The 18,426-nt window shown below is 54.0% G+C and carries 15 protein-coding genes; 5 read left to right on the top strand and 10 right to left on the bottom strand.

Annotation, left to right across the window (positions count from 1 at the left end):
- Positions 1 to 47: 47 nt before the first annotated feature.
- On the bottom strand, positions 48 to 1,013 hold the full coding sequence (locus tag M6D89_RS01220; RefSeq protein WP_253966210.1) for a helix-turn-helix transcriptional regulator: 966 nt from the start codon (positions 1,011 to 1,013) through the stop codon (positions 48 to 50).
- Between the two features lie 175 nt (positions 1,014 to 1,188).
- Between M6D89_RS01220 and M6D89_RS01215 the strand changes: the two genes are divergently transcribed.
- The 3 genes from M6D89_RS01215 to gltS all read left to right on the top strand — a co-directional run bounded on the left by M6D89_RS01215 (position 1,189) and on the right by gltS (position 5,863).
- Positions 1,189 to 3,261, top strand: a complete 2,073-nt coding sequence (locus M6D89_RS01215) for a TonB-dependent receptor domain-containing protein (RefSeq protein ID WP_253966209.1) — start codon at positions 1,189 to 1,191, stop codon at positions 3,259 to 3,261.
- Between the two features lie 91 nt (positions 3,262 to 3,352).
- Positions 3,353 to 4,591 (top strand): APC family permease, encoded by a 1,239-nt coding sequence (locus M6D89_RS01210; RefSeq protein ID WP_253966208.1) that lies wholly within the window; start codon positions 3,353 to 3,355, stop codon positions 4,589 to 4,591.
- 69 nt (positions 4,592 to 4,660) lie between these two features.
- On the top strand, positions 4,661 to 5,863 hold the full coding sequence (gltS, locus tag M6D89_RS01205) for a sodium/glutamate symporter (protein WP_253966207.1): 1,203 nt from the start codon (positions 4,661 to 4,663) through the stop codon (positions 5,861 to 5,863).
- A 13-nt stretch (positions 5,864 to 5,876) separates the two neighbouring features.
- Here gltS and M6D89_RS01200 read toward each other — a convergent pair whose 3' ends face one another.
- From M6D89_RS01200 to M6D89_RS01180, 5 genes are all read right to left on the bottom strand, one after another.
- Positions 5,877 to 7,877: a BCCT family transporter gene (locus M6D89_RS01200; RefSeq protein WP_253966206.1), complete on the bottom strand. Its 2,001-nt coding sequence runs from the start codon at positions 7,875 to 7,877 to the stop codon at positions 5,877 to 5,879.
- A 12-nt stretch (positions 7,878 to 7,889) separates the two neighbouring features.
- Entirely contained in the window at positions 7,890 to 8,966 is a 1,077-nt protein-coding gene (locus M6D89_RS01195) for a porin (RefSeq protein WP_253966205.1), read from the bottom strand.
- A 209-nt stretch (positions 8,967 to 9,175) separates the two neighbouring features.
- Positions 9,176 to 10,084, bottom strand: a complete 909-nt coding sequence (locus tag M6D89_RS01190) for a Gfo/Idh/MocA family protein (RefSeq protein ID WP_253966204.1) — start codon at positions 10,082 to 10,084, stop codon at positions 9,176 to 9,178.
- A 26-nt stretch (positions 10,085 to 10,110) separates the two neighbouring features.
- Positions 10,111 to 10,857, bottom strand: coding sequence for a TIGR01458 family HAD-type hydrolase (locus tag M6D89_RS01185; RefSeq protein WP_253966203.1), 747 nt, complete (start codon positions 10,855 to 10,857; stop codon positions 10,111 to 10,113).
- A 25-nt stretch (positions 10,858 to 10,882) separates the two neighbouring features.
- Entirely contained in the window at positions 10,883 to 11,428 is a 546-nt protein-coding gene (locus M6D89_RS01180) for an NUDIX domain-containing protein (protein ID WP_253966202.1), read from the bottom strand.
- A gap of 93 nt (positions 11,429 to 11,521) precedes the next feature.
- Here M6D89_RS01180 and M6D89_RS17325 point away from each other — a divergent pair, with 93 nt between their 5' ends.
- Positions 11,522 to 12,514 carry a Gfo/Idh/MocA family protein gene (locus M6D89_RS17325; RefSeq protein ID WP_253966201.1) on the top strand — a complete coding sequence of 331 codons (993 nt, stop codon included), beginning with the start codon at positions 11,522 to 11,524 and terminating at the stop codon, positions 12,512 to 12,514.
- A 110-nt stretch (positions 12,515 to 12,624) separates the two neighbouring features.
- The gene (gene aroA, locus M6D89_RS01170) at positions 12,625 to 13,911 is read left to right on the top strand and encodes a 3-phosphoshikimate 1-carboxyvinyltransferase (RefSeq protein ID WP_253966200.1); all 1,287 of its coding nucleotides are present in this window, start codon (positions 12,625 to 12,627) and stop codon (positions 13,909 to 13,911) included.
- Positions 13,912 to 13,948: 37 nt separating this feature from the next.
- Here aroA and M6D89_RS01165 read toward each other — a convergent pair whose 3' ends face one another.
- The 4 genes from M6D89_RS01165 to apbC all read right to left on the bottom strand — a co-directional run bounded on the left by M6D89_RS01165 (position 13,949) and on the right by apbC (position 18,218).
- Complete coding sequence (locus tag M6D89_RS01165; protein WP_253966199.1) at positions 13,949 to 14,842, bottom strand: putative porin; 894 nt, start codon at positions 14,840 to 14,842, stop codon at positions 13,949 to 13,951.
- Between the two features lie 382 nt (positions 14,843 to 15,224).
- A complete protein-coding gene (gene dcd / locus M6D89_RS01160; protein ID WP_253966198.1) occupies positions 15,225 to 15,794 on the bottom strand; it encodes a dCTP deaminase in 570 nt (189 codons plus the stop codon).
- Between the two features lie 120 nt (positions 15,795 to 15,914).
- Positions 15,915 to 16,883 carry a lytic polysaccharide monooxygenase gene (locus M6D89_RS01155; RefSeq protein WP_253966197.1) on the bottom strand — a complete coding sequence of 323 codons (969 nt, stop codon included), beginning with the start codon at positions 16,881 to 16,883 and terminating at the stop codon, positions 15,915 to 15,917.
- A gap of 243 nt (positions 16,884 to 17,126) precedes the next feature.
- Entirely contained in the window at positions 17,127 to 18,218 is a 1,092-nt protein-coding gene (gene apbC, locus M6D89_RS01150; protein WP_253966196.1) for an iron-sulfur cluster carrier protein ApbC, read from the bottom strand.
- Positions 18,219 to 18,426: the final 208 nt, after the last annotated feature.

The following is an 18,426-nucleotide window of genomic DNA, read 5'->3' as shown; positions in this document are numbered from 1 at the left end:
TTATTGCGGGAGTCTAGTCATAAACTCGTTACAGTGTCTATCAAAGGTCAGCAACCCACCGAGGTTTTACGATGCGCACGCACTAAAGCCGCCGGGGTGACGTTGAACAGACGCTTAAAAGCATTTACAAAATTTCCCGGGTGCTCGTAGCCTGCCAGATAGGCCGCTTGTTGCACACTGGCCCCCGCTAACAAAAGCGCACGACGGGCTTTTTCTAAACGCTGACGGCGTAAATACTCCATAACCGTAATCCCTTGGGCGGCTTTAAAGCGTCTTTGTAAGGTGCTGACACTCATCCCCAAGCGACTCGCCAAGGTTTGCAAATCGCACTCACCTTCCACAAAGGACTCCAGCTGGCGACATAAACTATCCCCACACTCATTGGGTGCTAAGGGGTTGCTGGAATGCTGGCCGACAGAGGCTTGTTCCGTGATCAAAGACACCAACTCCAGCGCACAGAGCTCGTAAGACAATAGACTCGTCCGAGAGGAATGGCTTAACGCCATCAAACGCTGGGCCAGCTCGATGTGCGCACGGGAAGGAGTCCAGGTCGTTACCGATGTGTGCATCAGCGAAGCAATGCTGGTTTCATCCAAACGGCTGGCTAGCCAGGCCTTAGAAACACTGACATTCACCTTGACCACCTCTTGCCCTTTGCATAAAAAGCGAGTGAATGGTTGCGGCTCGGATACCGCCAGAGTCAGGCCCAGAGGGCTGTGTTCGGCACTCACCCTGAAGCTTTCGAGCCCCAAAGCAAAACTCACACGGCCTTTTAGAAAGATATTAATACTGAGCCCCGCATTAATTTCACTGCTGCTGCGAGTGTCTACCAGCTCGCGCCCCGCCAGGCAGTGCACCGACAAATCGGTGCCGATCCGCTGAAACTCAATATGTCCTTCCACCAAAGGCCCTCGACAATCGCCCTGCAAACGATGATCGGGGTTTAGAGGAAGAATTTTACGATGTAATTGATCTGCACTGACGCGGTGCTGATCAGGTGCTGGCCAACTCATAGTGATGATTTCTCATAACAGCTTGACGATTGCGCAACCTTTTTAAATCGAATAGGACTGTATCATAAATGCTAACAATTCTCATAAAACATTAGCTTTCACCACCATTCCCATTGGGTTTGGTGGTGACGCTATTCAGACAAACGGAATCCGGACACGAAAGATGGGGAATACTATGTACAAATCCTACTGCGCGGCCACGGTACTGCTGACCGCCGCTTGCACCGCCACTGCCCAAGTGGATGACACCGAACAACCTAAAATTGAGCAAATGGTGGTCTGGGGCACGCAAGTGCGCGCGTCATCAGTGTATATGGACACGGGCGATATCGAGATTCGCCAGGCCGATCACATCAGTGATTTGCTTCGCACCATTCCCGGCGTTGATGTGGGCGGCGCTCACTCCATGAACCAGCGTATCACCATCCGCAGCATGGACGACAAAGATTTACGCATTAGCATCGATGGCGCTAACCAGAACACCTACATGTACCACCATATGGGCAACCTGCAAATTCACGCCGACATTTTAAAATCGGTGGATATTGATGTAGGCACCAACTCGGTTATCCACGGTGGCTTGGGCGGTGCGGTGCGCTTTGAAACCAAAGAGGCCAAAGATATGCTGGGCGCGGGCGAGCGCTTTGGCGGTCGGGTGTCGGGCACTTATGGCGACAACTCGGGCGAGAATTATTCCCTAGCGGCTTTTGCGCAAATGACCGATAACATCGACTTACTGGCCTACTATAACCACGTGGAGCGCGATGATTACGAAGTGGGCGGCGGCGAAATTAAGGGTGCCGACGGCACTGTGATACCCGGCACCGATGGGATGGTACGCGGTCTGGCGGGCACCCTGGACGATGCCCTGATCAAAATCGGTTTCGATATCACCTCGAGCCAGCGCCTGGAGTTTGGCTACGAGCACTATGTGGATGAGGGCAACTACAGCTACCGTCCGGATATGGGGCTGGCCACCGATATGGCCATTACCGAATCGCTGCAAGTACCACTGCTGTGGCCCACCGAATTCTCGCGCGACACTTACACTGCCAACTACGACCTCGACCTCGGCAGCCACACCACGATCAAGGCCGCGGCCTTTATGAACGAAAGCAACCTGTGGCGCGACGAGTCCGGCTATGCGCAAAACCCAGGCTTTGCTTCCTGGGCCGCAGTGGTGGAAGGCGATGCCCAGAACACCGGCTTTAATGTGTTAGCCGAAACCGTTTGGGGCAATACGGTGGAACAAACCCTGACGTATGGCGTAGATATTATTCAGTACGAGACCGAATATACCGCCACTTACACCGAAGGGGGTGTAGACCGAGCCGGTGAAGAAGCCACAGACTCGGCCCTGTTTGTTCAGGACCGTATTAAAATCGGGCAATTTGCCATTATTCCCGGCGCCCGCTACAACGACTACGACATAGACTCAGCCGTGGTCGATAACAGTTTTGACGATGTAACTTTCTCGTTGGCCGGTGAATTCCAACCCACCGACGCCCTAGTCTTTAAGCTTTCATCTACCGAACTTTTCAAAGGCCCCGAGCTTTCCGAAGTCTTTACCGGCGCGGGCCTATTTGAAGATCCCAACCCCGAGCTTGAGGCGGAAACCGGCCGCAACGATGAATTGTCTTTCGCCTATGGCGACGCGGTATTAGGGGCCGATAACTTCTCGTTAGGCGCAACCTTTTTCCGCACCGATATCGAAGGTTATATCTATCAATATGCCAGCCCCGTGATGGACAACATCGGCGATATGGAAATCACCGGCGGCGAGGCTTACATCGGCTATGATTTGGGCGGCCTGCGCACCCTGCTCACCTACTCGGATGCCGAAAGCGAATTGTCCGCTTACCCGGGCTACGAAGACTATGAAGGCGCGCGCTTGGATCGCCAGCAGGGCGACACCTGGAGTCTCAACCTAGATTACGATTTGCGCGCACTGGATATGAACTTCCACTATGACGTGCTGCTGGTGGGCGATGTGCCCGCGGCTCCGGACTTAGATGGCGCAACCTTGGAAAACTCTAAAGACGGCTACACGGTACACAACATTTCCATGAGCTGGGAGCCCATCGAGGGCCTGTTACTGACCGGCGGGATCGACAATGTGTTTGACGAATTCTACGCCTCTCAGTCCTCGCGCACAGGCACCAGTTTCCACCCGCGCTTTGGCGAGCTGTTTCTGACCGACTATGAACCGGGCCGCAATATTAAAGCGACAGTGGCCTATCAGTTTTAAGTCTTTAATATCAGCACATTTAGGCGGACTCGTTGCATAGACGGGCCCGCCTTTGTATTTTAGGTTCCTTAGCAGGTCAAACGGAGCCTTTATGCAGTCGCTGGAGCGCAGCCTTTCTCTAAAAGACGCCATTTATATCGGCCTTGCTGCCATGCTGGGCGCCGGTATCTTTGCCGCCATAGGCCAGGCCTATCAGGCAGCGGGCCAATATGTGATGGTCTCGTTGTTGATTGCGGGTTTTATCGCTTACTGTAACGCGGTGTCATCCGCGCAGCTGGCCGCATGCCACCCCCAAGCGGGGGGAACCTACCTGTACGCCCGCGAGCGTTTAAGCCCACTGGCGGGTTTTATCGCCGGAGCCTGCTTTTTAACGGGCAAAACCGCATCGGGCGCCGCCATGGCCCTTACCTTTGGCCACTATGCCCTGCCCGGTTATGAAAAACCGGCCGCCCTCATCGCCCTGGCGCTACTGACAGGACTTAACCTGTGGGGCATTCAAAAAACCGCCCGCATCAGCCGCGCCATCGTGGTTCTGGTAATCAGCAGCCTTTTGCTTCTCGCCTTACTCTGCGCAACCTCACCTGCCACCGACATCGAGCGGCTTTTCTCCGCTCAGGGTTTCTCTATCTATGGAATCGTGCAAGGCGCTGCTATCTGGTTCTTTGCCTTTGCCGGTTACGCCCGCCTGGCTACTTTGGCAGAGGAGGTGAAAAACCCGGCCAGGGTTCTGACCCGGGCGATTCCTGTGGCACTGTTTATTGTTTTAGGGTTGTACCTTTTAGTCGCCATTAGCGTGGTGTTGGTCACCCCTGGCCCCTTGCTCGGCCAAACCTCAGCACCTTTGGTCGCAGCCTTACAAAGCGCGGGCTTGAGCGCTTGGGAACCCGCGCTGCGGGCGGTAGCGGCCGTGGCCTGCCTGGGCGTGCTAATCGCGCTGATTGCCGGCATCAGTCGCACGCTTATGGCCATGAGTCGCAACACCGACATGCCCACTTTCTTCGCCAAGTTGTCAGAAAAAAGGCGGGTACCAGCACGGGCTGAGGTCACCGTAGCAATCACTACAGGGCTTGTTATCATTTTCTTAGACGTAAGCGAAGCAATTGGCTTTAGCGCCTTTTGCGTGCTGATTTACTATGCGCTGGCCAATCTCTCGGCACTGCAATTAACAGCGAACGAGCGCCATTGGCCGGCACATTACAGTTACCTAGGACTGATTTTCTGCCTGCTACTGGCTTTTAGCGTACCGTTTAAATCACTGGTGATCGGCGCCCTATCTGTGGCAGCATTAACGCTCTATTACTGTTTGCAGAGGCGTTATCCGCGCCCATAAACGAACCTGATGGCTGAAAAGCCATAAGAGCAAGGCTGCACAATCGCTATTAGCCGCGCAAGGAACCGCATGAATACACTAACATTACCACCACTGCCCACTCTCACTTTAAGCATTCTGGTGTTGTTTCTGGGGTTTTATGTAAATCGGCGCTTTAGCGTTTTGGAACGCAGCAATATCCCACCCTCGGTGACCGGCGGTATTATCTTTAGTGTCATTACGGCGGCTTTGTATTTTATCGGCGGTGTACGGCTACTGTTCGATATGCAAATACGCGACTTCTTATTGCTGGTATTTTTTAGCACCATCGGCTTATCCGCCAAATTTAACACTCTGGCTAATGGCGGCCGGGCGCTGGCCAAGCTGGTGGCCATTGCGGCGATTTTTTTACTCATCCAAGACGTGGCAGGCGTACTCATTGCCAAGCTTTGGGGGGTGCATCCAGGGTATGGTTTAATGGCAGGCAGCGTCTCCTTTGCCGGTGGTCACGGCACTGCGATCGCGTGGGGCCAAGAGGCCGAAGCGGCGGGCCTGTTGCGCGCCGGCGAGCTGGGCATTGCTTTCGCCACCTTTGGTCTGGTGATGGGAGGCATGATCGGCGGCCCGATTGCTAGGCGTCTCATTCAAAAAAATCAACTTTACAGCAGCGATGAAACCGCGCCCGAAATGGTTTTCAATGCTGCCAGCCCTGAAACCCACGATCCCTACAGCCTGGTTCATTTGCTGCGCACCATATTCGTGCTGGCGCTGTGTATTCAACTGGGTTCGCTCGCCAATCAACTGCTGGCGGGGCACAATATTCTTTTACCCGGTTTTCTTACCGCCATGTTCGCTGGCATTATTCTTACTAACGCCGCCGATGTCTGCAAAGTGCCCTTGAATGCCGTCAATATTGATAAGTTCGGTCAGGTATCGCTCAGCCTATTTTTAGCCATGAGCTTAATGGCGCTGCAACTGTGGTCACTGGGGCGCGCCTTTACTCCCATCGTTTTAGTCTTGGGCGTACAAACGTTAGTCATGACCCTGTTCGGCTTGTATATCGTGTTTCACTTTATGGGGCGGGATTATGACGCTGCGGTCATAACATCGGGGTTCGCAGGACTGGGGTTGGGCGCAACGCCTGTGGCCATTGCCAATATGGATGCGGTGACCACCCGCTTTGGGCCCTCGCCCAAAGCGTTTTTGGTGGTTCCGCTGGTGGGGGCGTTTTTTATCGATATTTTAAACGCCGCTACCATTAAGTTTTTTATCGGGTTTTTGGGTGGCTGGTAGTTTCCCTCTCAGCCTAGCGCACCACAGCGAGAAAGTGCATGTGCTTTTCATACTGATCCAGCACATCGGCAATCACCTGCTCTTCGGTCCAATCCATAACGTCGTAGTCCTGACCACCCTCTTTCAGGTAAACCTCGGCGCGATAATAGCGAAGTTTTTCACCGCGCTTACTGCTAGTGTCGCGCATAATAAAAGTCGGCGGGGTATAGGGCCGTACATGTACTGAATAGAAAAAGTCCGCTTCCTCGCCATGATTAACCTCAATCCACAAGCGATCTTTTTCGTCGTGCGCCACTTCGGTGCCTAGACCTTGCTGTTTAAGTTCATGGGCAACTTTAGCCAAGGCTGGCCGAATGACTTTTTCCATGTGTTCCAACACTTCGTTACGACCGGGGTGATGCACAATCCGCGACAGGCGTTTCTCCCAAGTAACCGGGTTCTGTGCCACCCGAGGCGCCAGCATGGTATCGCGCAGGCTGACGCGCTTAGCAATCTCAAGTCTTAACGCCTTAAACATCCCCCAGCACATCAGCAGCATAACCACCGTAAAGGGTAAGGCGCTGGCAATGGTCGCGGTCTGCAACGCCTGCAAGCCCCCTGCGACCAGCAGTGCCGAAGCAATCACCCCTTCGGTCACCGACCAAAAAATACGCTGCCACACTGGGGTTTCCTCTTCGGTGCCGCCCGATGTGAGCATATCCACCACCAGCGACCCCGAGTCTGACGAGGTGACAAAAAAGGTAATCACCAACACGGTCGCAATCAAAGAGGCAATCGTAGTGAAAGGCAAATACTCAAAAAACTGAAACAGCGCCACCGAAGTATCCGCCGCCACCGCATCGGCAAGCTGGGTAATACCCTGATCCAAAATCATATGAATACCCGTGTTACCGAAAAACGTCATCCACATAAAGGTGAAGCCTACCGGTACCATGAGCACCCCAATCACGAACTCGCGAATACTGCGACCGCGCGATACCCGCGCGATAAACATGCCCACAAAAGGCGACCAGGCGATCCACCAGCCCCAATAAAACAGGGTCCAACCGCCAATCCAGCCGCTGGGTTCGTAGGCATAAAGCTGGAAGGTCGTCTCGACTAACTTGGAGAGATAGTAGCCCACGTTTTGCACGTAGGTTTGCAACAGATACACCGTGGGGCCGGCCACCAGCACAAACAGCAACAGCACCACAGCCAAAATTAGGTTTAACTCGGAGACGCGACGGATGCCACCGTCCAAGCCCATAACCACCGAAATGGTGGCGAAAATGGTAATAATACCGATCAGAATAATTTGCACACTGGTGCCAATGGGGACTTCAAATAGATAATTGAGCCCGGCGTTTACCTGCATCACACCAAAACCTAATGAAGTTGCCACACCAAAAAGTGTGCCCAGCACAGCAAAGATATCCACCGAATGGCCGATAGGGCCGTGAATTTTTTCCCCGATTAACGGGTAAAATGCCGAGCGAATGGTAAGCGGCAGGTTGTGGCGAAACGCAAAGTAAGCCAAAGACAGGGCCACTACGGCGTAAATCGCCCAGGCGTGCATGCCCCAATGGAAAAACGTGATACGCATCGCCTCGCGCGCGGCTTCAACCGACGCCGGATCACCCACCGGTGGGCTCATGGTATGCATGACAGGCTCGGCCACACCGAAAAACATTAAACCAATACCCATACCCGCGGAAAAGAGCATGGCAAACCAGGACAGATAACTGTAGTCCGGCTCACTGTGATCCGGCCCGAGCTTAATCCGCCCATAGTCGGACAGCGCCAGCACGATCACAAAGATTAAGAATATGGCCACCGCCAATACGTAGAACCAGCCCGCTTTGGTCACGACCCAGTTTTGCACCCCTGTGAAAACCGTTTCAGCCGTGGTGGGGGCCAGTACTGCAAAAAGTACGAAAAGCAGACACAAGCCACCGGCGCCGAAGAACACCGGCGGGTTTACTTTTATCCACGGTGGCAGGTTTGAGGATTGTGATGGGTTATCTTGTTCACTCATACCGTCTCCCGGTTATAGGTAAAAATCCAAAGAAATATAAAGCGCGTCGAAATCACCCTCTCCTACTTGGCCATTGCGGTCCACATAGCCATCTTGGGTCAGATATTCGAAATAGACCCAGCCGGGTCCGTAGTTGTAGCGGGCACCGGGCGCAAAGGCCGTCACCGTATCGACGCTGCTGCCCTGAGTATCCGGCTCGGCGGCCGAGGCATCCAAATAAAACGCCCAGGGTCCCATATTGTAGCCAAGCTCCAGGGCCAGACGCTGGTTCTCAATCTCCCCAGGCAGTTGTGCACCACTGGCGTAAGCGGTGGGTAGCTCGCGCGACTGGGTAATATAGGAGGCCTTGGAGAAGAAATTGCCCACTGTGCCCTCGTAGTAGAGCACGGCCGCTTCGTGTGAGCCGGTCACCGGTCTGTCGGGGTCACCACTCAAGTCCTGCAATTTACCGGTTTGCAGGGATACGCCCAGGCCGTGCCCCTCGGCAAATTCCCACTTGCCGTTGCCGACAAAAGTTTTAACCTTGCGAAAGGTGGTCGAACTGCCCCAGTGACCATTGTCATCCACAGTGTCGGTACTGGTGCTGCCCCAATCATCGGCGTGGTAATAGGCAAGATCGTAGTTGAACCGCTCGCGCTCACCGCTAAGCTTAAGCCCCACATCCATCTGATCGCCGTACCCGGCTAAGAGGATATCCCCGGGCCAGAAGTTGACAGTCTTCCAACCAAACGGCACTTGGGATTTACCCACTTTCACCGTATGTTGCTCTCCCAAACGCCACCCCGCCCAGGCCTTGTGCAGGGTAAACTCATCGCCGGTCGAGTTGTTATCCGGATCGGTAAAACTACCGGGCCCCGCGCGGAACTCAGCCGAATAAAGCCAGTTGGCATCGTCATCGGCCTTGCCATCCAAATAAAGAATTAACGCTTCGCCGGTAAACTCGCCACCACTATTCGTATTGGCTTCGCTATCCGGCAAATATTGGTAGGTCCCCCAAATACCGGCTGACAGATCGGTTTCGGCCAACACAGCGCCAGGGGTGCTGAGTGCGATCAGAGCGCATAAACAAGTTAGGTTTACAGATTTCATTCTGATCCTTGTGATTTTGAATATGATACGAACCCCTTGCGCATCGAGTGCGCGGGTAAGGGGTATCTCGATTATTACTATAGTTTAGAAACAAGCCTTAAGCCTGCCAATGCAGCCACTGCGGCGCGAGTTAATGAATCGGCGTGCGCTAGACAGGTGATGATACGTGCGATATCGGTGATAGATTACGGACGAATACTACATTTAGATTAATTCCCAGTATCTCCCAAGCGATGCAGTAGAGTTTCACATAGCCTATGGGAGTCGAGCACGCCCTGTAAATAATCCTTGTTCGCACCCCCTTGCTGTATCTGCTGTAAAAAGGCCTCAAGCATGCAGGGAAAACCGCGCTTGTATAACGTATCCTGCCAGTCGCCAAAGCCTGTCGCGTTAGACTGTCCCCCTTGGCATTCCATACCGCCACGCAGATTTTCTACATGCCAGCTACGATTATGTGCGCTGTAATCCAACCGCTCAAAAGTTTGCCCACACAAGCGGTTCATGGCGGCCGTAAACATACCCGTAGAGCTGGCCCAACTGACCTGCACACTGCCGAGTTTTACCCCGGCCCACTGCGCCATAACCGCCGGTTCACCATGGGGCATACCGCCCACAAAGCGGACAAAATCCAGTACGTGGATAAAATCATCGTAAATAAACGCCCGCGCCTGAGCAGCCTGATTAAAGCGGTTTTTTTGATACAAGACACTGACAGGTGTGTGTTCCAGAGCCGATTGGTACAAAGGGGCATAACGACGATTAAAACCACAAAACAACGGCACATTGCGCGCTAAGGACAGCTCAATCAAATGCTCAGTTTGTGACAAATGGTAACTTAATGGTTTATCGACAAAAACCGCAATACCCTGCTCCAGTGCTTGCCGAGCCTGCGAAAAATGAGCATCGGTGCTCGAGTGCAGCATAACCGCCCGAGGGCGCGAGGCCAGCAAGGCGGAGTAATCGCTGTAGGTTTCGGATATCCGATATTGACGGGAAAGACTCGCCAATCGTTCAGCATTGCGAGTACACAATACCGGCTCAATGGACAAATGACGACTAACCAAGGGGAGATACGCTTTTTGAGCGATATCGCCCAAGCCTACCAGTGCAATGCGCATGGGGTGGTACTCACAAAAGCACCAGTTTATAAAACAGAAACTACATCCACAATGCTATCGACCGCATGGACCGGGAATGACAGGCGGCTTTCATCGCCAGGCTGGTATTTACCCGTGCGAACTAGAAGTGCCTGCAAACCCGCATTCAGGGCCCCCTCAATATCCCCGTAAATGTCGTCACCCACCATCAAACACTCAGCGGCCGGCACATCGACCGTCGCCAGAACCTCGCGAAAAAACGCTTTGTTTGGCTTACCCATAATGACCGGCTCGGTATCAGCGGCGTAGCCAAGGGCGTGAATAAAAGGACCGGCATCAAGCAGCAGTTGCTCACCATCGCTGAAATAGCGATTATCACCAATACCGATCAATGGTTTGCCCTGCATCAATAGTTGAAACGCACGATTTAACGAGGCGTAGTTCAGCCGCGCTCGCGCATCGCCCAAAACAACGCAGTCAGGCTCACTATCGCCATCGGCAAACATAGGGGCAATCGAATCGTGCACCAGCGCGTAAGGGGTTAAATCGTTTTGTTGAAGGTAGGCAAGCGCAGCATCCGGCGCGGTGAACAGTTCGTGGGGCGGCACGTCTATTCCTAACTCTGCCAGCTTGTTTAGAATTTGCTCGCGAGATTTGGTGGCTGTATTGGTGACAAAGCGCACCGGCAGCGAGCGCCGGCGAACCGTTTGCACCACATCAACGGCGCCCGCAATGATCTTGTCACCCTCGTAAAGCACGCCTGACAAATCAAGAAACACCGCATTAATGGCCACCTGTCACCTCACTTTAGCCTATCGGTTACGTTGATAAATACCCTTTTCTATGCAGCCAGCCCCACACATTAACGGTCGTTGCATCGCGAATTTCGCCCGAGTCAATCATCCGCTCAACCTCGTCCAAGGCAAAGGGTTTAACGACCAGATCCTCCTCCTCGGCATCCAGCTCGCGGGCGCGCTGGCTTAACTCTTGGGCGATATAAATATGATAGCCCTGATTGCAAAAACCGTAGGCTAAATACTGATAGGCCAGCTGGGTCATTTTACCGGCCACCAACCCGGTTTCCTCTTTCAGCTCACCGGCGGCCAGGTCTTCCGGGGCGGCGTCCGGGTTTTGCTCCCAGGCGCCCTGAGGCATTTCCCAAAAGCGCCCACCCACGGTATAGCGGTACTGCTGTACCAGGTAAATAAAGCCATTTTCAATCGCGGCGATCACCGCAAAGTCGGGCTTTTCCACCACACCGTAAATACCCTCGGCACCGCTGGGGCGGCGAATTTTGTCCTCGCGCACCCGCATCCAGTAATTTTTATAGACCTCTTTGGAGTCCAACTGCGTAATTTTGCTCATAACACCCGTAAATAATTGATAAGAAGTTCTATCCTTATTTGACCGCAGATTAGGTCTTACCGCAAACTCGCCCAAAACACAGGAGAGCACACAGTGTCAGATACAAACATCCGCTGGGGCATTCTGGGCGCCGGAGTTATTGCCCACAAAATGGCCGACGCGATTAACCAAGCCGCCGCTAACCAACTGCTGGCGGTTGCTTCGCGCACCCAGGCCAAGGCCGAGAGTTTTGCCACCGAATACGATATTGCCCCCGAAAGCTACGAAACTCTGCTGGCGCGGGGCGACATCGATGTGGTGTACATTGCCACCACCCACAACTTTCACGTCGACAATGCCCTGCTGGCGCTGGATTACGGTAAAAATCTGGTGATTGAAAAGCCCTTTACGGTCAATGCCCGCCAGGCACAAGCCATTGCCGATAAAGCGCGAGAGAAAGGCTGCTTTGTAATGGAGGCGATCTGGACCCGCTTTTTACCCAGCATGCAGTCTCTTAAAGAGCAGATCAGCGAGGGCGCCATCGGTAAGGTCAAAGCCGCACATGTCACCTTCGGCGGCATCGCCCCCGACTGCTATCGCGGCCGGCTGTTTGACCCGGCGGTGGCCGGTGGCGTGACACTGGACATGGGTATTTATCCGGTCAGCATGCTGTGTTCGGTACTGGGACAACACCCCCAAGTCACAGGGGCACAATGTGTGTTCAGCGATACCGGCGTGGATGAAATCACCAGTATTCAGCTGCGTTTTCCCGGCCCCCTATTGGCCACGATTAACACCAGCTTTAACCTGATGTTGGGGCAGAGCATGACCCTGTACGGCGACGCCGGGACCATTACCTACGAGAACTTTCAGGGCCAGGGGGAGTACACGCTACGTCAGATTGAAGGGCGCGAGTACACAGATACCGGCACCTTCGGGGCGGAAAATGCCGAAAACGGTTTTATCCACCAGGTAGAAGAAGCGGCCCGCTGCCTGCGCGCCGGTCTGAGCGAGAGCCCGATCATCCCGCTCGCCGAGTCGGTGGCCATTATGGAAGTACTGGATCAGATACGCGCTAAACTTCCCCTTCGCTACGATTTCGAATAGTGGGATTGTCGTCGGGCGTCCAGCATCAGACGTCCGACGCGATAGCTGCCATAGCACCGCGCGCCCGCTTTAGGTAAAATGCCCGCTTTTTCACCTTGCGAGCAAACCACATGGAAACCCTAACCCTTAAGCCTATTAGCACCGTTCAAGGCGAAGTTACCCTGCCCGGCTCAAAAAGCCTGTCAAACCGTATTTTGCTGTTAGCGGCGCTGGCCGAGGGTGAGACCACCATTACCAACCTGCTCGACAGTGACGACGTACGCCATATGCTGACCGCCCTTAAGCAATTAGGAGTCGAGTATCAGCTGGCCGACGATAACCGCACCTGCATTCTTAAGGGCCTGGGCGGCGCCTTTAACGTCAGCGAGCCGCAAACTCTGTTTTTGGGCAATGCTGGCACTGCTGTGCGCCCCCTTACGGCGGCGCTGGCCATAAGCGAGGGGCAATTTACCGTCACCGGTGAGCCGCGCATGTACGAGCGCCCTATCGGTGATTTGATTGATGCCCTGCGTCCTCTGGGCGCCGAAGTGGCTTATCTAAAAGACCAGGGCTTCCCACCGCTGGAGATAAACGGCCAACCTTTGGCTGGAGGCGAAGTGTCGATTAAGGGCAATATTTCCAGCCAATACCTAACCGCGCTGCTCATGGTAGCGCCGCTATTTGCCGGCGACACTCTGATTCGTGTGGACGGAGAACTGGTCTCCAAACCCTATATTGACATCACCCTGGACACCATGGCCAAATTTGGCGTAACCGTCACCAACAACAACTATCAGTCGTTTGCCATTAGCGGCGGACAAACCTATCAATCGCCCGGCCGCATTATGGTCGAGGGCGACGCCTCATCGGCCTCTTACTTTTTAGCGGCAGCGGCCATCGGTAAAGGGCCGGTAAAAGTGCACGGCACCGGCAGCGCCAGCATTCAGGGCGACGCCAAGTTTGCCGATGTGCTGGAACAGATGGGCGCCAAAGTCACTTACTCGGACATGTGGATTGAAGTGGAAGGCACGGGCGAACTTAACGGTGTGGATGTGGATTTAAATCATATCCCCGATGCCGCCATGACCATTGCCACTACCGCCTTATTCGCCAAAGGGCCAACCCGTATCCGAAACATTTATAACTGGCGGGTCAAAGAAACCGATCGCCTATCCGCGATGGCCACCGAACTGCGCAAAGTGGGCGCTGTGGTTGAAGAAGGTGAAGATTATATTCATATTGAACCACCGGAAAAAATAACCTCTGCAGCCATCGACACCTACAACGACCACCGCATGGCGATGTGCTTTTCCCTGGCAAGCTTTGGTGACGCAGATATTATTATCAACGATCCCAAGTGCACATCGAAAACTTTCCCGACATACTTTTCCGAGTTCGCCCGTATCAGTAAAACCTAGGGGCAAAAAGAAAGGGCCGGATTACCGGCCCTTGACATTAAAAGCGCACGCTCATTCCCACTGAAAAACCATCCCCCGGATTATCGCCTACCCCGTACCGATAACTGTAACCGCCATCATAATCCCAATAAGAAGCCTCCAGGGAAATCGAATCGGTCAGATATTTCTTCAACCGAATTTCAGAGGTTTTATCATCGCCAATGCTTGCGCCCAGGCTTAATGTTTTGTTGAAATAATAGTCCGCACCCAGACGCCAATCGTTGTAGCTGTTATCCACAAAGTAAGCTCCCTCCACATTGAGTGCTCGTCCACCACCCAACTGCCACACATACTTACTGCTAACATTAAAGTCACCTTCAAACAGCTCGCCATCACCGCCCTCGCCAAACTGGGTTGCCAGCAACCAGCCGTCTAAGGGAGTAATACCTACCGATGCCGACCAATAATCGTGATCACTGGTATAGTCGTAGTGAACATCTTGCCCTTCAACATTCGCCCAGGAATCTTGCTTTCGCTCCAGGTACTGGTAACTACCGGCCAAGTACAACCACGAATGAGGCCTATAATATTCAAACCCCAACGTAGCCCGGTTGTTATCGGCGGAACGGCCATAATGGGTAGCGCGACAATCAGTGCCATCGACACACCGGTAATCAAAACGGTGATCCGATTGATACTCTTCACGCTCTAGCTCGAGAGTAAAATTGCTCGCGCGCGACAAAAACGCCGCCTCGGCTAACGGGCCTCTATCGGTTGTCACAGGATCCCAATAGTAAGCGCCCCACAGTTTATATCGTTCACTATCACCCACCCGCTCAGAATCGTAATCATCGCTCTGATAATTTCCTTTAACTTCCCACTGATAAGGTTCGGCAAAAGCAGGTAAAGATACAAACGCGATAAGTGCGAAAGGTTTTTTCACGATTTGCATTCCAACTCCTTGATAGATTTACTCCCCAATAACATTATCGGCCGACTGGCAGCTCTTATTGTTACGCTTGAGACTATCGCCATCAGGATTAGTTGCAAACAAATGTAAATTGTTAGGGAGATCGAAGATTGAATACCGATTAAAAAAATAGAAAGTGGAGTTTTATTCTTAGCCAGACCGCTAAGAAATTGAAACCATAACGCAATCGAAAGGAACTTGTTCTCTGGGTTGGTCGACTCAGACCCACACTCAACCGAACATTATCATCGACAAAGAATTATTAACCCTGGAACTCAAAATAGCACCCAGCATCAGAACGACAAGATTTCGGGCATAAAAAAACCGCACCTGGAGTGCGGTTTGTAGAACATCGAAATAAAGATCAGGTCTTGGGCAGAGTCACCCCGCGCTGGCCCTGATACTTACCACCGCGATCTTTATAGCTGGTTTCGCACACCTCGTCGGACTCGAAAAACAGCATTTGCGCGATGCCTTCATTGGCGTAAATCTTGGCGGGCAGAGGTGTGGTATTGGAAAACTCCAGGGTGACATGCCCCTCCCACTCGGGTTCGAGCGGGGTCACATTCACGATAATCCCGCAGCGCGCGTAGGTGGACTTACCCAGGCAGACGGTCAGCACCGAGCGGGGAATACGAAAATATTCGACAGTACGGGCCAGGGCAAACGAGTTGGGGGGAATCACGCAGACATCGCTTTTGACATCCACAAAGCTGTTTTCATCGAAGTTTTTCGGATCGACTACCGACGAAAAGACATTGGTGAATATTTTAAACTCATCAGCGCAACGCACGTCATAACCGTAGCTAGAGGTGCCGTAGGAGACAATGCGCTGATCCTGGGCATCATAGCGCACCTGACCTGGCTCGAAGGGCTCGATCATGCCCTGCTCTTCCACCATGCGGCGCATCCACTTGTCGGACTTAATACTCATCGTCTTTCCCCTAGGCTGATTACAGGGGGCGCATCATAGCGCTTTTTTCGCCTCACTGAAAACCCAAAAACCCCGCCAGCTCGGCTGGCGGGGGCGACATCTCAGATAATCTCGCGCCGCTTAACTGCCGGCACAATTACCCTGATCAATCCAGGCTTCCCAGCTATCGGTGCTGTCGGCAGGCACATCGCCCTGCGTCCACCATTTGGCTTCGTAGCGATTGTTGTTGTAGCGCACCTGGTCTCCGTTATCGTAGACCGTGCCACTGTTCCAGTTGGGCACCCCAATACAGGTGTTTTCACCACCGCCAGTGCTACTGCTAGAACTGCTGCTGGCATCGCTGGATACCGCCGAACTGGAGCTGCTGGACGGTTCCTCACTGGACGAACTACTGGAGCTTTGCGATGAAGCTACCGAGCTGCTACTGGACGATGAGCTACTGTAACCGCCTCCATCGCCGTTAAAGACTACATCCACACAGGCGTAAAAGGCCTCGGGGCTATCGGAGCGCTGCCACACGGCATAGACCACATGACGCCCGGAACGCTGGGGCAAGCTAACCGTGTGCGAGGGGTAAAACTCGGCCGCCTCGGGTGGAGTCTCTTTCAGAAGCTCCAAATCGTCCCAGCCCAACGGCTGCAAAGGATCGTAACCAGGCTTGGTGATGTAGTAGCGATAATACTCGGTCGCGTGCGCCGCTGAGTTATACCAGTTAAAGGTCTGGCTGCCGCTCACCGGCGTCGCCTTCCAATCGTTACGGGCCAAATCCATACCGCCAAAGGTGTTGGGGTCGCCACCCGAGCAGAGCTGGCCGTCGGGCACAACCGAGGTATGGTTACCTCCTGCGGCCCCCTGACGAATGCCGTTCCAGTCGTAAAACTGCTGCGATCCGCTTTCGGCGCGGGCGGCAATACAGGCGTCAGAGCTGAGAGTTTCGGGCCCCTCTTCTTTACAGTTCCAGATACGGCTGGCCGGTGAGGTGACGGTGCCGTGGGCACTGACTGTGTGGGTGGTCGCCACGCTGGCTACTGTCACGCAGCCCAGCAATGCCGCCTTCAATGAGTGGGTCGTTAACCGCTGAATATTCATCCTCTTCATCCTCTGGTTTTTGGTTGGTTATTGGCAATCGACAGCACTGCATTAGACAACGTTGTCAAACGCAGTCATTAGCTACAGGCCTTAACTCAGCCCGACACCAGCCCGCGCCGATCACGGGAGCATCCAACCACAGGTGATATTTTCAAACAATATGGGATTTATTTTTTGTGACAAAGTACCAGAAGGAGTGTTTAAACAGTCGCACAAACGACGCCACCGCAACCCCGTACCGGCCTAATCCACCTCAAACACGGTGACCGGTTCGGCCTGGTTATTGGCCTGCCACAAACGCGCCGCCAAACGGCGGGCGATGGCAAAGTACTCGCCGCTTTCCGCACTGTCGGGGCAGGCCACGACGCTGGGCTCACCGCCGTCGGCCTGCTTGCGAATACTCATTGCCAGCGGCAAAGCCCCCAGCAAGGCAGAGTCATATTCCTCGGCAATCCGGTTGCCACCTCCCTCGCCGAATATATGCTCCTTGTGACCGCACTCGCTGCACACGTGAATGGCCATATTTTCCACCACACCCAGCACCGGCACGTTCACCTTGCGAAACATTTCAATGCCTTTTTGCGCATCCAGCAGGGCGATATCCTGAGGCGTGGTCACCACTACCGCACCGGTCACGGGTACGCTTTGCGATAGGGTCAGGGCGATATCCCCGGTACCGGGTGGCATATCGATAATCAGATAATCCACATCGTCCCAGCGGGTTTGGGTCAAAAGCTGCTTTAGCGCACCACTGACCATAGGTCCGCGCCATACCATGGGGGTTTGCTCAGTGACCAGATAGCCCATAGAAATGGTCTGCAGGCCGTGGGCCTCGATGGGAATCATTTGCTGGGCTTTGCCCTCGCCCACAATCTGCGGGCGCTGCTGGCCCACCCCCAGCATTTGCGGCTGGCTGGGGCCATAGATATCGGCATCCAGAACCCCGACGCGCGCGCCCTCGGCGGATAACGCCAGGGCAATATTGGCGGCGGTGGTGGACTTACCCACACCGCCTTTGCCCGAGGCCACGGCGATAATATTTTTCACCCCGGGCACGGCCATCGCGCTATTGGCCGCGGGGTGAGCGACAATCTGCCAGCCCAGATCGACATCAACTTCGTTTATACCTTCGACGACCAACAAGCTGTCGCGAATACGTTTCGCCAGGGTATCGTCGCGACCGGCGGGGTAGCCCAGAGTCAACTCGACCAGCGCGCGCGCTCCTTCCAGCCTAACCTCGCGGGGCACGTCTAGCTCGGCCAGAGTTTGCTCCAGATTGGGGTCAATGACGGCATCGAGGGCGGCGTTAACCGCCTGCAAGTCGGCGCTGGACATACAGGTATCCTTCATTAGCGAAAATGTGTGCGAGGTGTCTGGCCGAGATGGGGGCAAACCGACAAATTGCAAGGTAGGGCCACGCATCGACAGTGTCTAAGCGGTTGATAGCCATCCAAATTCCACGCAAAAAATGCTATAGTACCGCACCATTTTTTACCCGCCCCACCGGGCCGTAACTAACATTGCGCTCACAAGGCGCCGCAAC

It is taken from the genome of Gilvimarinus xylanilyticus (genome assembly GCF_024195295.1).
Taxonomy (GTDB): Bacteria; Pseudomonadota; Gammaproteobacteria; order Pseudomonadales; family Cellvibrionaceae; genus Gilvimarinus; species Gilvimarinus xylanilyticus.
Note: the sequence above shows the minus strand (reverse complement) of the source record. Positions and strands in the feature narration are given on the sequence as shown.